The sequence below is a fragment of the Streptomyces sp. NPDC021019 genome (genome assembly GCF_044333295.1).
Taxonomy (GTDB): Bacteria; Actinomycetota; Actinomycetes; order Streptomycetales; family Streptomycetaceae; genus Streptomyces.
This window is the reverse complement of record NZ_JBIRQR010000007.1, coordinates 198,092-211,230: the sequence shown is the minus strand read 5'-3', so window position 1 is coordinate 211,230 and position 13,139 is coordinate 198,092. Positions and strand designations below refer to the sequence as shown.

Genomic DNA, 13,139 nt, shown 5'->3' with positions numbered 1-13,139 from the left:
GCGGGATAGCGCTATTGTCTGCTCTCATGCAAGAGCGTAGCAGCGTCGCCGAACTGGTCACTTCCCTGCGGGCCGATCTCAACCGCTACTCACCCGGTGGAAAGCTGCCGTCCAGTCGTGCGCTCGTCGAGCGGTTCCGGGTCAGCCCCGTCACCGTCTCCCGCGCCATCGCCCAGCTCGCCGCCGAGGGGCTCGTCGTCACCCGCCCCGGCTCCGGCGCCTTCCGGGCGCATCCCCGCGTCGCGCCGCCCGCGCCGGGCGACACGTCCTGGCAGGAGGTGTCGCTGAGCGGCGACGGCGGGCCCGAGGTGGTGCCGCGCACCGTGGACGCCTCCGGCGTGCTGGTCACCCTCCCCGCACCGCCGCCCGGCGTCATCGAGTTCAACGGCGGCTACCTCCACGCCTCCCTCCAGCCCGAGCGGGCGCTCTCCGCGGCCCTGGCCCGCGCGGGCCGCAGGCCCGGCGCCTGGGGCCGCCCCCCGACGGACGGGCTGCCCGAACTGCGTTCCTGGTTCGCCCGCGAGATCGGCCCCGCCGTCTCCGGCACCGATGTCCTGATCACCGCCGGTGGCCAGAGCGCCCTGGCCACCGCGCTGCGCGCGCTCGCCCCGCCCGGTGCCCCGGTCCTCGTGGAGTCGCCCACCTACCCCGGCATGCTCGCCGCCGCCCGCGCCACCGGGCTGCGCCCCGTCCCCGTGCCCATGGACGCCGACGGGGTACGTCCCGAGCTGCTCGCCGACGCCTTCCGAGCCACCGGCGCCCGGGTCTTCGTCACCCAGCCGCTCTTCCAGAACCCCACCGGGGCCGTCCTCGCCCCCGCCCGCCGCCCCGAGATCCTGGCCATCGCCCGTGCGGCCGGAGCGTTCGTGGTCGAGGACGACTTCGCCCGCCGGCTCGTCCACGACGACGCCGGGCCGCTTCCGGCGCCGCTGGCCGCCGACGATCCCGACGGCGTCGTCGTCCACGTCTGCTCGCTGACCAAGGTCACCTCGCCCAGCCTGCGGGTCGGGGCCCTGGCCGCCCGCGGGCCGGTACTGGAGCGCCTGCGGGCCATCCAGGTCGTCGACAGCTTCTTCGTACCCAGGCCGCTCCAGGAAGCCGCGCTGGAACTCGTCGGCTCCCCGTCCTGGGGCCGCCACCTCGCCGCCGTCGCCACCGAGCTGAGGCACCGCCGTACGACCATGGCGGCGGCTCTGGGCGGCGAGCTGCCGGAACTCGCGCTGCCGCATCTTCCGGCGGGCGGCGGCAGCCTCTGGCTCCGGCTCCCGGGCGGCGCGGGAACGGCCACCGGCGAGCCGGCCGTCGTCTCGGCCGCCCTGCGTGCCTCCGTCGCCATCGCCCCCGGGCGCCCCTACTTCTGCGCCGAACCCCCGGCCGGCCACGTCCGCCTGAGCTTCGCCGCGGTCTCCGGGGCGGCCGAGATCGCGGAGGGCGTCCGCCGCCTCCGTACCGCCTTCGACGGGCTCCTGGGCGGCTGAACGCGGCGCTCGACTTGCGCGCCCTCTTGACCAAACAGGCGTTCGGCCCCACGATCCCGCCATGACGCTTCGGGTCTCCCTGGTCGCAGCGGCGCGCAGCTCCTCCCGGCTGGCCGAACGCTTCGACGACGACCGGCCGCTCGACCAGGCCGGCTGGCATGAGGTGCAGCTCGTCGCCCACACGCTCGTGCCGCTCGGCGCCGCCGAACTGCGCTACTGCTCGCCCACTCCGCGCAGCCGTGCCACCGGGGACGCCCTCGGCTTCGCGCCGATGGCGCAACCGGCCCTGCGCGACTGGGACATGGGCCGCTGGCGTGGGCTGACGCTGGGCGAGGTGACCGCCCGGGAACCGGCCGCCGTGGACCACTGGCTGGCGGACCCGCGCAGCGCGCCGCACGGCGGTGAGTCGATGCTCGGCTTCATCGGGCGGGTCGGCGGCTGGCTGGACACCCGCCCCGCCGCCGACGGTCTCGTCGTCGCGGTCGCCGAACCCGCCGTGATCCGGGCCGCCCTCGTCTACGCCCTGAACGCCCCGCCCTCCGCGTACTGGAACGTCGACGTCCGTCCCCTGTCCACCATCACGCTGATCGGCCTGCCGGGCCGCTGGAGCCTGAGCCTGGAGGCGGGCATCCGCTGACCGGGGAGGGGGAGGGGCGGGATCGCGGGCGGGCGGGGGGAGGCCGGTGCCTGGCGTGCCGCCCCTTCTTTCCGGACCGCGGGCGCTCGGCCGCGGACCGGAGGTCGGCTGCTCCCGCGGTCCCGCCGGTCCGGACGCCTCGATCGCCGTCGGGTACGTCGTGAACCGCAGGGGCTCCCGGCTCGCCGACGACCCGCGCGGGACGGCCCTGGTGAACGCCGTCTGCGCGGCCGGCGAGGCGACCGCCGGGAGGTGAGCGGAACAGGGCGTCCGACGTGCCGACCCAACCCGGGTTTCGCCTGCGGTTGCCAGGAATGTGAGGATGTCACCATGACAACCAAGGTCTACTTCGACATCACCATCGACGACGCGCCCGCAGGGCGGATCACGTTCAACCTGTTCGACGACGTCGTCCCCAAGACGGCGGAGAACTTCCGCGCGCTCGCCACCGGCGAGAAGGGCTTCGGCTACGCCGGCTCATCCTTCCACCGCGTCATCACGGACTTCATGCTCCAGGGCGGCGACTTCACCCGCGGTGACGGCACCGGCGGCAAGAGCATCTACGGCGAGAAGTTCGCCGACGAGAACTTCACGCTCAAGCACGACCGTGTGGGCCTGCTCTCGATGGCCAACGCCGGGAAGAACACCAACGGTTCGCAGTTCTTCATCACCACGGTGCTCACCCCGTGGCTGGACGGCAAGCACGTGGTCTTCGGTGAGGTCGCCGACGACGACAGCATGGCCCTGGTCCGCAAGATCGAGGCGCTCGGCTCCTCCAGCGGCAAGACCCGCGCCAAGGTCACCATCGACAAGTCCGGCGTTCTCTGACCGGTCCGATAACCCGACGGGCCCGTGGCAGGGCCGTTCCACCGACGTGCGCGTCGGCGGGGCGGAACCCGGCCGCGGGCCTGTGGCGTGCGGCCGCCGGTTTCCCTGCCACGCGCCCCGGACTCGGGCACGATTCGACGTGTCCACACGGGGGAGGCGGGATGCGACGCACCGATGCCGCACTCGGCTCCGCCTCGGTCGAGGACGGACGCCCGCCGACCGAGGCCGGGGGACGGTCTTCGGCTTCGTCATCGAACCGCACGACGCGCGGAGGATCCGGGTGGACACGTTCACCGAGGACGCGAGGGAACCGGCCGAGACGATTCACCGTGCGGTGAACCCGGGCCAGTTCCCTCAGGGACGGGGCCGTCGGCCCTGACACCGGGCGCGTTCGTCCGCCGGTCTGCTGATGGCCGGACTACTGATGACGGGATTCGGGATTACTGCCGACCGGACTGCGCGGCCCGCTCGGCGTTGCGCTCCTTGATCCGTGCGGACTCCTTGCGCACCTCGGCCTGCGTGGCGCGCTCCTTCTCGAGCCACTCGGGCATCTCGTCCTTCAGCGCGTCGATCTGCTCGGTGGTGAGCGCCTCGGTGACCCCGCCGCGGGCGAGCCCCGCGATGGAGATGCCGAGCTTCGCGGCGACGACCGGGCGGGGGTGCGGGCCGGTGCGGCGCAGCTCCACCAGCCAGGCGGGCGGGTCGGTCTGGAGGGCGTTGAGCTCGGTGCGGGAGACGGCACCCTCCTGGAACTCGGCGGGGGTGGCCTGGAGGTACACACCCAGCTTCTTCGCCGCCGTGGCGGGCTTCATGGTCTGGGCGGTCTTGTGCGACGTCATGGGTCCAGGGTATCGACCATGGGACAAACCTCCGACCACCTGCCGGTAGCCTGGTTCCGTGACAGGCTCGGACATCCCCTCATCCTTCAGGCTCGCGTACGTTCCCGGCGTGACGCCCACCAAGTGGGTGAGGGTCTGGCGCGAGCGGCTGCCCCACACCTCTCTGGAACTCGTCCAGGCCACCGCGGCCGAGGCGCCGGAGCTGCTGGCGGACGGCGGGGCGGACGCCGGTCTCGTACGGCTCCCGGTCGACCGGGACGTCCTGAGCGCGATCCCCCTCTACACCGAGACGACCGTCGTCGTGATCCCCAAGGACCACGTCGCGACCGCCGCGGAGGAGGTGTCGCTCGCCGAGCTGTCCGACGAGATCGTGCTGCACCCGCTGGACGACCTCCTCGCCTGGGAGACCCTGCCCGGCCGCCCCGCCGTCGAGCGCCCGGCGACCACGGCGGACGCGATCGAGCTGGTGGCGGCGGGCGTGGGCGTCCTCCTCGTCCCGCAGTCCCTGGCCCGCCTCCACCACCGCAAGGACCTCACCTACCGTCCGGTCCCGGAAGCCCCCGAGTCACGCGTCGCCCTGTCCTGGCCCGAGGCGGAGTCCACCCCCGACCTGGTGGAGGAGTTCATCGGCATCGTCCGGGGGCGCACCGTCAACAGCACCCGTGGCCGAGCGGCCACCCCGCCGCGTCCGGCGAAGGACAAAGCGAAGGACAAAGCGAAGGACAAGGCCAAGGGCGACAAGGCCAAGCGGGCCGGGGCGGGCGGCACCCGCAACAGGGCCGCGGCGGGCAGGAAGCCCCAGTCGGGCGGCCGGACCGGCGGCCAGGGCGGTAAGCGCGGAAAGCCGCGAGGCCGGTAGCACACCGAGCTCGGGCCCGCGCCCGTCGCATCCGGATCCGGCCCGTGAACGCCACCACACGCCGGTTGTCTCGTTGATGGAGCAACCGCCGTATGCAGGGGAGCGTCCGTCCGATGCCGAACGTCCGCAGATCGATGCCGAACATCCGCAGGTGGTCGCCGACCGCGCGCGGGCCGTCGCCGAGCACCCGCAGAACCCAGCGCCTCGGCCTCGTCGGGATGCTGCTCATCGCCGTGGCCTTCGCGGGGGTCCAGCTGACAGCGGTCACCGGACGGGCCTCGCCCGACACGAAGAACTACCTCTCCTACGCCCTGAGCCTCAGCGGCGCGGACCGCCAGGAGGCGGGCCGGCTGGCCATCGGCTACTCCTGTGCCAGCGGGCAGCGCGCACCCCTGGACTTCATCCCCTGGACCAGCAGGAAGGCCGCGGGAGAGTCGGAGGAGCAGTGCGTGGGCCGGTTGAACGACTCGGTCGCGTACTGGTCGGACCACGGCAACACGTCGGGGATGACCGCGCCGTTCGCCAACCAGCGCTTCATGGCCATCTTCGAGGCCAGGCCCGGCTATCCGCTGTTCCTGGTCCCGTTCGTGGCCGCCTTCGGAGCCACCTGGGGTCTCTGGCTCGCCGGGCTCGCCGTCGCGCTGGCCGGCAGCGTCTGCGTCCTGCTCACCCTCCGGGCCGCGGGAGCTTCCCGGCGCGCCGGGCTGGCCGGGCAGGCCCTGTACCTCGCCCTGCCCACCGGCACCGTCGCCATGAACCCCCTGAGCGACGGGCTCTCCCTGGCGCTCGGCACGGTGGTCCTCCTCGGCTGTGTCCTGCTGCTGCGGGACCGGCCCCGTACGGGCGCGGCGCTCGTCGCGGGCGGCCTCGCCCTGATGTTCCTCGTCCGCTACTCCCAGGCCCTGCTGCTGGCGGCCGCTCTCGCGGGCGTCTTCCTGGCCTGGTCCGGGTTGCTCCGCCTGAAGCGGCGCGGGTCCGCCCCTGTACTCCGGGCGGCCGGACTGTGCGGTGCGCTGGCGGCGATCGTCTACGCCGGGGCGCATCTCCTGTCCTGGCCGATGGGTCAGGACAGTGCCCAGGACCTGCTGACCCACCACTACCAGCGCCCGGACCGGCCCGACCCCTGGCCCGAGTTCTTCGTCCAGGAGCGGGTCTTCTGGACGGCGTGGCTCCGGCGCCAGGCCACCTACCCGGTTCTCCCCGTCCTGCTCGCGCTCTCGGCCTGGGCGCTGCTGAAACGGCGCTCCGTGGTGCTGCCGATCGCGCTGGCGGCAGGGGCGGCGGGCCTCCTCAACCAGGCGGGCCACCCGAACCTCGACCAGCTGCTCGGCTACCGCCTCATCGTGTTCGTCTGGCTGCTGCCCGCCCTGGCGATTCCGCTGCTCCTGGACCGGCCGCCGACCGACACCGCGCCCCAGGAGGCGTCACGGGGCCCGGCGGAAGCGGAGGAGCCGTCCGACATGACGGCACACGCCGCACCGGTCCCCGCGGGCGACACCCCGGGCGAGGTCCGTCACCCCACGTCGCGCAACTGAAGAAGGTACGCGGCGGTCAGCGCGACCGCACGGTCCTCGTCGTGCAGAAGCCCCTGGAGGGCGCGTGAGGAACCCGCCCCCGGGACGCCCGCCAGCGCCTGGGCCAGCCGCCCGCGCGCCGACGCGCCGGTGGTGTCGCGGGCGAGGCGGTCGACGAGCTCGGCCGCGATCCGGTCCGCCGCCGCGTCGTCGCCGGCCAGCAGGCTCAGCGCGTCGGCCGCGTCGGTGTCGTTCGTCCCCGCCACGACCAGGTCGACGAGCACCGGGACCGCGTCCGCCTCGCCCCGAGTCCCGAGGGCCAGAGCGGCGTGGCCGCGGACCAGGTCATCGGGGCTCGCCAGGGCGTCCCGCAGCAGCGCGGTGGCCGTACCGCCGGGCATCTCGGCGAGGGACCGTACGGCTCGTTCCCGTACCGCGGCCACGGGTGCGCCGAGCCCCTCCGCCAGCAGTGCGGGGCCGCCGTCGCCCGATCGGGCCAGTGCCCATCGAAGGGCCCCGGCCACATTCGGGTCGCTCTCGCCGAGCGCCGCCTCGACCAGGGCCTCCACCGGCACCTCGTCGACCGAGGCGAGGGCCGCGCGCTGACGGGCGTCGGCGCTCTTGGACCCCAACGCCCCCAGGAGCGTGACGACTTGGAGGACGTCCTCCCAGCCTGCTGGGTCCGTGGCGTGGACCCGACGCAGCCGCGTGAGCAACTCGGTCTCCACCGCGATGCGTTCACGCGTCCGACGGATCAGGTCGTCGACGAGTGCCGAGGGCGCGAAGCCGGGATCGTCGAGGGCGCGCCCGATCTCCCGCAGCGAAAGCCCCATCGCCCGAAGGCTCTCGACATGGAAGATCCGTTGGATGTCCTCTCCGGCGTACTCCCGGTAGCCGGACCCGGTGCGGCCCGAGGGCCGCACCAGACCGAGCGACTCGTAGTGCCGGAGCATGCGGGCGCTGACCCCGGAGCGTCGCGCGACTTCGCCGATCAGCACGGCCTATGGACCTTCCTCGATGGAGCCACTGGAGCCACTGGAGCCACTGGAGTCACTGGAGCCGCTGACTCCGCCGGAGCGGACGGAGCCGGCGGAGTCACCGGGGCGGCCGGAGCCATGGGAGCCGCCATGGCCGCCGAGGGCCACGACGCGCTTCGCCTCCTCCACGGCGAGCGTGAATCCGGCGTCCGGCTCGCGCAGCAGCCGTTGCGTGGCGAGCGCGTGCGCGCGGACGAGCGGCTCGGGGGCCCTCGTCGCGGCGTCCACGGCCGGCGTCATCGCATCCCCCAGCGCGACCAGCGCCCGGCTGATACTCAGCCGGGTCTCCCGCCCGCCGCGCCCGAGCTGCGTCGCCAGCAGCGCGGCCAACGCGGCCTCCTCCCCTTCCGGTACCAGGACGACCGCCGCCCGCCAGGCACTCCGCGCCACCTCGTCGTCGGCGTCGGTCAGGAGCGCCCGGGTGATCGCCGGCCACGCCCGCCGGTCCCCGATCTTGGACAACGTGTGCAGCGCCTGGCTCCGCGCCCGCGCCCCCTCGGAGCGGACTTCGCGGATCAGCCGGGGAAGCGTGACGGACACCGGGTGACGGGTGAGCGCCCAGGTCAGCATGTCGCGTACAAAGAACTCCGGCTCGACCGCGCACCGCTCGACGAGCGTGCCGACGCAGCGCGGGTCCGGCGTCGAGCCGACCGCCAGAGCGGCTCGCAGCCGTACCGACGCACGGTCGTCCTCCAGCCCCCGGAGCGCTCGCACCATGTCCGTGTCCGTGTCGTTTCCCGTGACTGTCATCGAGACCACCTCCTCGGCAAGCAGTGAAGAGCTTGTCACCGTGTCAAGGTCAACCCTGCCGTGTGCCTCGGCCGGAGGCCCGGCTCACGGTCCGCGCCAGACGTTGGCGAAGGCCGTGTTCTCGATGGTCCGCCGCTGGCGTACGGCCTCCAGCTCCATCACCGCTTCATGGACGGTGGCGACCACGGCCGTCACCGTCTCGTCGTCGATGCGGGGCTCGTCGTCGCCGGACCGTCCGCCGTCGATGCCCACGGCCGACGCCAGGGCGGCCAGGACGGGTTCCCCCTCCTCCCGGCGGCCGATGGCCCGGCGGCGGCCGGGGGTGTCGACCAGTTCCACGCGGCGGGGGCCGAAGGGCAGCAGGCCGCTCCTCTTCTGGGTGAGCTCGCCGTCCTTCTCCAGCGCGTCCTGGTAGGTGGCCGAAAGATCCCGGCCGCGGCGCCACAGCCAGTCCTCGATCCGCTCGTAGGGCGGTTGCCGGGTGATCCGTGCGGCGGCCTCGCCGAGGAGCCGGTCGTCCGGCGTCGACGGCCCGCCCGGCACGATGAGGTCGCCGTCCACGGTGACGGTTCCCGCACCGATGAGGTCGAGCAGTTCGGCTCCCGCGAGGGCGAGCGACAGGTCGCCCTGCCCCACGGTGTGCTCCGGTACCGGATCCATGGCGATGATGAACAGGTCTTTCGCCGTGGTCATGAACGGCTCCCCTCAGAGGCATCGGCAAGGCGGGCCCCGTCGGCCGCCCCGGCCAGGAGCCGGGTCGGCGGCGGGGCGACTGCTGCGACCAGTATCGCCCCCGCCCGGGCCGTCCGGCCTGGGCCGGGGGCGGGTCCGGCGTCAGGTCCGAAGAAGTCGATGGCCGTCTCCCGGTGTGATCCCTGGGCTGAGCCGGTGAGCCATGGGAAAACCTCGTACGTCTGCCTCCCTGCCGGGTCTCCTTCAAGCAGCCCCACGATCGGGCAAGGCAGCGGAACTGTCCGCGCTGTGCGGAGCCGATGATCCACGTGGGATCGGCGTTCGCGGCTCCGAGAAGGCGGGACGTCGCGGCCTGGCGGGCCCTCGCCGTGCTGCTGAACGCGGGCGTGGGGTTCCACAAGAGCTGCTGCGGCGGGCCCGGATTCCGTCCACGGACCCCGCGTGAGGTACGCGAGCGGCTGACGTACGCGCGGCGCAGCGGCACGCCGGTCGCCAAGGCGCTCGTCCGGTTCGACGTGCCGTAGGGAGGGGTGGCCGTGGAACGGCGCAGGGCCGAGACCAGCGGCCGCGGCGGCCGGAGCGAGGGCGAGCGCGAGGCGCAGCGACACGGCGATGAACAGGGTAGGCGCGCAGGAGTCCGCCGACTCCGCCGCGCCGGCCCGGGAGCACACCGCCTGTAGTGCCGCGCTGCCGGATGCCGAGGAGAAGCAGGAAGAGCGGGAGCGTGCTGAGGGCGACCGACGCGAGGTCGGTGTGGTCGCGCACGCGGGAGTCCTCGGGGGTGTCGGTACCCGACGCGTTGGTCGCGCATACGGGTGAAGACGGGCCGGGTGAGTGCGAAGATCGCGGCGGTCACCAGCAGCCCGGTCAGCCCGGCCAGCCCGGTCGGCCTGGACAGACCGACGACGCGCGCCGTGTCACCCCCCAGGGCGCCCCGGTGCCGCGGCAGGACGGCGGACGTCGCCGCGGCGAGGCCGGGTCGAGGGCTCCCGCTCCTCGGTGACGCGGGACGGTCGTGCGGTGGGTGCATGGGACGGCCTCCCTCCGCGTTCTCCGTTCCGTACCGCACGGCCACGTCATGTCCCGGGGGACGCCGGGCGGGCCCGGCGCGGTTATCCGCCGGGCGTCGCCGCACCTGTTGTGCCCCTGCTCGCCGAGCCCCGCGGCGGTCTCGTGATCATGGTCGGTCGCTGTGTGTGTCACCATGTGTGCGCAGTGTCACGACGCTCTCACCTCGGTGACCCGTGCGTCGGCGCGCCTGCGGAAACACGTCTCCCTGCCCGGCCCCACCCGCGACCGGCCCTGCCTGCCAGGAAGAGGGCCACGGCAACACCCCCATCACCAGAAGGACTGCACCCATGCGCCTCCGCACCACCTTTGCCGCCGTTCTCGGCGCCGCTCTGCTGCTCGCCGCCGTCCCCTCCTCCGCCTCGGCCGCCGAGGGGCAGTTCCGCTACGACTATGTGACCGTCGAGGGGTATGAGGCGTCCGGCTTCCTGAACAGCCCGCCCAGTGGTGAGTGCGTCAACCTCCCGGGCGTCGGCCTGGAGAACCCCGAGCCCGGACACTCCCCGAAGAACCGCACGGACGCCTGGGCGGAGGTCTTCGCGGACGTCGACTGCGAGGGTGCTTCCTTCCCCCTCCGCCCGCACACCGGCGGGGCCTCGGAGCGGCTGAAGGTGCGTTCGGTCGTCTTCCACTGACGCGCTGCCGCACACCGAGCCGCCACACGCTCCTGCGCCACTGACGCGCTGCCGCACACCGAGCCGCCACACGCCTCTGCGCCACCGCTGCACACGCCGCCCGTGCCCCCTGAGGAGCCACGGGCGGCCGGGCGTGCTGGGGGCATCCATGTTCCCTTCGGGAAGGTAGCGGCGAAGGCGGTTGCGGGTGGGCGAAACCGTCCGGCACCTCCGCTCGAACAGCGGAGGTGCCGGACGGTTGCTCCGCTCCAGCAGCGGTCCGGCCCTGCTCAGCTCTTCTGCGGGGCAGCCGCCCTCTCCGCCCCGGCCCGCGCCGCGATCGTCACCGTCGGGGTGCAGGCGCTCCTCCACGGCTACCTGTCACACCCCGCTCCGGCGCCTCCGCGCTGAGGACAGACGTCGGGTCAAGCGCGGGCTGCCGCAGCGCGGGCGGCGGTGTCCACGCCGGGAGCGTCCCGGAGGCGGGCGCGGAGGGTGGCCGCGAAGTCTTCCGCGCGGGTCAGCTGGATACGCAGGTCCTCGATCTTCCGGGCGGCGGCCTGCTCGTAGACGCCCATGCGCTCCAGGAGCGCTTCGCGTTCGCCGCTGTCGGCCCGCGGGGCGGTGTCGAGGCGGTCGGTGATGTCAAGGAGATCGCGCATCTCGTCCAAGGTGAAGCCGAGGGGCTTCATCCGGCGGATGACCATGAGCCGGGCGACGTCGGCCTCGGTATAGAGACGGAATCCGCCCTGGGAGCGGGCGGAGGGGATGACGAGCCCGACTTCCTCGTAGTGGCGGATGGTGCGCAGGGACAGTTCGGTCCGTGCGGCGACTTCGCCGATCTGCATGTGCTCGTCGTCCACGCCTGTGGCCCTGGCCCTTCTCGTCGCGGCGGTCGCGTTCCCTGCGATCCACCGAACCCCACTCTAACGTTAGGGTAGAGTTGCTGGTGCGGCTGATCCGCGCCGTTGCTGCCGTTCCCGGGGTCGAAGACGCCCCCCGGCGAAGATTCCCGATTCTTGCAGGAGAGAGCGTGCGCGAGCCCATGACGCCGATCGCCGCCGCCTGCCCGCCGTGACCCTTCGCACCCCGATGTGACCCGCCGGCCGCACCTCGCGCCAGGCTCCCTTCCCATTCGGCTTCCGGTCCGCCCCGCGGGCCGTCCGCAGGGTTCCGCTCCGGCCCCTGCGTGTCCTTCCCGCACGCCCCGGCCTTCCCGCGGACTGTGCCCGAGCACGACAGGTGCCTGCTTCCTTGTCTTCTTCCGTAACGACTCCCGCCGGACGGCTGCGCGGCCTGCGCCCGGACTGGCTGAACAATCCGAAGGTCTGGCGCACCGAGATTCTGGCCGGCCTGGTCGTCGCACTGGCCCTGATCCCCGAGGCGATCTCGTTCTCGATCATCGCCGGTGTCGACCCGGCGGTCGGACTGTTCGCCTCGTTCACCATGGCCGTGGTCATCTCGGTCGTCGGCGGCCGGCGCGCGATGATCTCCGCCGCCACCGGCGCCGTCGCCCTCGTCATCGCCCCTCTGAACCGCGAACACGGCCTGGGCCACCTGATCGCCGCCGTCATCCTCGCCGGAATCATCCAGATCGCCCTCGGCGCCCTCGGTGTGGCGAAACTGATGCGGTTCGTCCCGCGCTCGGTGATGGTCGGCTTCGTCAACTCCCTGGCCATCCTGATCTTCATGGCCCAGGTCCCCGAAATGCGGGACGTCCCCTGGGCCGTGTACCCGCTGATTATCGGCGGGCTGGCGCTCATGGTGTTCTTCCCGAGGATCACCAAGGTCGTCCCGGCCCCTCTGGTGTCCATCGTCATCCTCACCGTCATCACGGTCGCGGCCGGGATCGCCGTGCCGACCGTCGGCGACAAGGGTGAGCTCCCCTCGTCCCTGCCGGTGCCGGGGCTGCCCGACGTACCCTTCACCTTGGACACCCTGACCACCATTGCCCCCTACGCGTTCGCGATGGCCCTGGTCGGGCTGATGGAGTCGCTGATGACCGCGAAACTGGTCGACGACATCACCGACACCCACTCCTCCAAGACCCGGGAGTCCATCGGTCAGGGCATCGCCAATATCGTCACCGGCTTCTTCGGTGGCATGGGCGGCTGCGCCATGATCGGCCAGACCATGATCAACGTGAAGGTGTCCGGCGCTCGCACCCGCCTCTCCACGTTCCTGGCGGGCGCGTTCCTGATGGTGCTGTGCATCGTCTTCGGCCCGGTCGTCTCCGACATCCCCATGGCCGCCCTCGTCGCCGTCATGGTCATGGTGGCCTTCGCGACCTTCGACTGGCATTCCGTCTCCCCGAAGACACTGAAGCGCATGCCCGCCGGTGAGATCGCCGTCATGGTCATCACGGTGGTCGTGGTGGTCGCCACCGACAACCTCGCCATCGGCGTCGTCGTCGGCTCCGTCACCGCCATGGTCATCTTCGCCAAGCGCGTCGCCCACCTCGCCCGCGTCAGCGCCGTCACCGCCCCCGACGGCAGCAGCGTCGTTTACTCCGTGACCGGCGAGCTGTTCTTCGCCTCCTCCAACGACCTCGTCGGCCAGTTCGACTACAACGGCGACCCCGACCGGATCATTGTCGACCTCTCCGCAGCCCACATCTGGGACGCCTCCTCCGTCGCCGCCCTCGACGCCATCGAGACCAAGTACAAGCAACGCGGCAAGACCGTGGAGATCATCGGCCTGAACGACCCGAGCGCCGACCTCCACACCAAGCTCACCGGCGAACTCACCAGCCACTGACTCCTCCACACCGACCAACCTCGCAGCCCAGGGCCCCGGCATCAGCGCCGGGCCCCGGGCGTTCC

General features: G+C 72.7%; 13 protein-coding genes and 1 pseudogene. 9 read left to right on the top strand and 5 right to left on the bottom strand.

Annotated elements, in window-relative coordinates:
* Window positions 1-26 precede the first annotated feature (26 nt).
* The 4 genes from ACH4RG_RS30120 (at window position 27) to ACH4RG_RS30105 (ending at window position 2,943) form a co-directional block, all read left to right on the top strand.
* Complete coding sequence (locus ACH4RG_RS30120) at window positions 27-1,478, top strand: PLP-dependent aminotransferase family protein (RefSeq protein WP_398540523.1); 1,452 nt, start codon at window positions 27-29, stop codon at window positions 1,476-1,478.
* A gap of 61 nt (window positions 1,479-1,539) precedes the next feature.
* Entirely contained in the window at window positions 1,540-2,115 is a 576-nt protein-coding gene (locus ACH4RG_RS30115) for a histidine phosphatase family protein (RefSeq protein ID WP_397922849.1), read from the top strand.
* A gap of 55 nt (window positions 2,116-2,170) precedes the next feature.
* The gene (locus tag ACH4RG_RS30110) at window positions 2,171-2,371 is read left to right on the top strand and encodes a hypothetical protein (RefSeq protein ID WP_397922851.1); all 201 of its coding nucleotides are present in this window, start codon (window positions 2,171-2,173) and stop codon (window positions 2,369-2,371) included.
* Between the two features lie 74 nt (window positions 2,372-2,445).
* A complete protein-coding gene (locus ACH4RG_RS30105; protein WP_215109274.1) occupies window positions 2,446-2,943 on the top strand; it encodes a peptidylprolyl isomerase in 498 nt (165 codons plus the stop codon).
* A 440-nt stretch (window positions 2,944-3,383) separates the two neighbouring features.
* Here ACH4RG_RS30105 and ACH4RG_RS30100 read toward each other — a convergent pair whose 3' ends face one another.
* Window positions 3,384-3,782: a DUF5997 family protein gene (locus tag ACH4RG_RS30100; RefSeq protein ID WP_018959460.1), complete on the bottom strand. Its 399-nt coding sequence runs from the start codon at window positions 3,780-3,782 to the stop codon at window positions 3,384-3,386.
* Between the two features lie 58 nt (window positions 3,783-3,840).
* Between ACH4RG_RS30100 and ACH4RG_RS30095 the strand changes: the two genes are divergently transcribed.
* The gene (locus ACH4RG_RS30095) at window positions 3,841-4,641 is read left to right on the top strand and encodes a LysR family transcriptional regulator substrate-binding protein (protein WP_398162508.1); all 801 of its coding nucleotides are present in this window, start codon (window positions 3,841-3,843) and stop codon (window positions 4,639-4,641) included.
* A 218-nt stretch (window positions 4,642-4,859) separates the two neighbouring features.
* The gene (locus ACH4RG_RS30090; RefSeq protein WP_397923161.1) at window positions 4,860-6,176 is read left to right on the top strand and encodes a hypothetical protein; all 1,317 of its coding nucleotides are present in this window, start codon (window positions 4,860-4,862) and stop codon (window positions 6,174-6,176) included.
* Here the strand turns inward: ACH4RG_RS30090 and ACH4RG_RS30085 are convergent.
* From ACH4RG_RS30085 to ACH4RG_RS30075, 3 genes are all read right to left on the bottom strand, one after another.
* Window positions 6,155-7,153 (bottom strand): MerR family transcriptional regulator, encoded by a 999-nt coding sequence (locus ACH4RG_RS30085; protein ID WP_398540522.1) that lies wholly within the window; start codon window positions 7,151-7,153, stop codon window positions 6,155-6,157. The two genes, ACH4RG_RS30090 and ACH4RG_RS30085, sit on opposite strands and share 22 nt — an antisense overlap.
* Before the next feature lie 3 nt (window positions 7,154-7,156).
* On the bottom strand, window positions 7,157-7,942 hold the full coding sequence (locus tag ACH4RG_RS30080; protein WP_398540521.1) for a HEAT repeat domain-containing protein: 786 nt from the start codon (window positions 7,940-7,942) through the stop codon (window positions 7,157-7,159).
* Window positions 7,943-8,026: 84 nt separating this feature from the next.
* Window positions 8,027-8,635, bottom strand: coding sequence for a GPP34 family phosphoprotein (locus ACH4RG_RS30075; protein ID WP_397922859.1), 609 nt, complete (start codon window positions 8,633-8,635; stop codon window positions 8,027-8,029).
* A 195-nt stretch (window positions 8,636-8,830) separates the two neighbouring features.
* On the opposite strand from ACH4RG_RS30075, the pseudogene ACH4RG_RS30070 reads away from it, so the two are divergent.
* Window positions 8,831-9,159: pseudogene (locus tag ACH4RG_RS30070) on the top strand (deoxyxylulose-5-phosphate synthase).
* A gap of 834 nt (window positions 9,160-9,993) precedes the next feature.
* A complete protein-coding gene (locus ACH4RG_RS30065) occupies window positions 9,994-10,338 on the top strand; it encodes a hypothetical protein (protein WP_397922860.1) in 345 nt (114 codons plus the stop codon).
* Between the two features lie 404 nt (window positions 10,339-10,742).
* Here ACH4RG_RS30065 and ACH4RG_RS30060 read toward each other — a convergent pair whose 3' ends face one another.
* Window positions 10,743-11,180 carry a MerR family transcriptional regulator gene (locus tag ACH4RG_RS30060; protein WP_397922861.1) on the bottom strand — a complete coding sequence of 146 codons (438 nt, stop codon included), beginning with the start codon at window positions 11,178-11,180 and terminating at the stop codon, window positions 10,743-10,745.
* Window positions 11,181-11,571: 391 nt separating this feature from the next.
* Between ACH4RG_RS30060 and ACH4RG_RS30055 the strand changes: the two genes are divergently transcribed.
* Window positions 11,572-13,074: a SulP family inorganic anion transporter gene (locus ACH4RG_RS30055; protein ID WP_397922862.1), complete on the top strand. Its 1,503-nt coding sequence runs from the start codon at window positions 11,572-11,574 to the stop codon at window positions 13,072-13,074.
* Window positions 13,075-13,139: the final 65 nt, after the last annotated feature.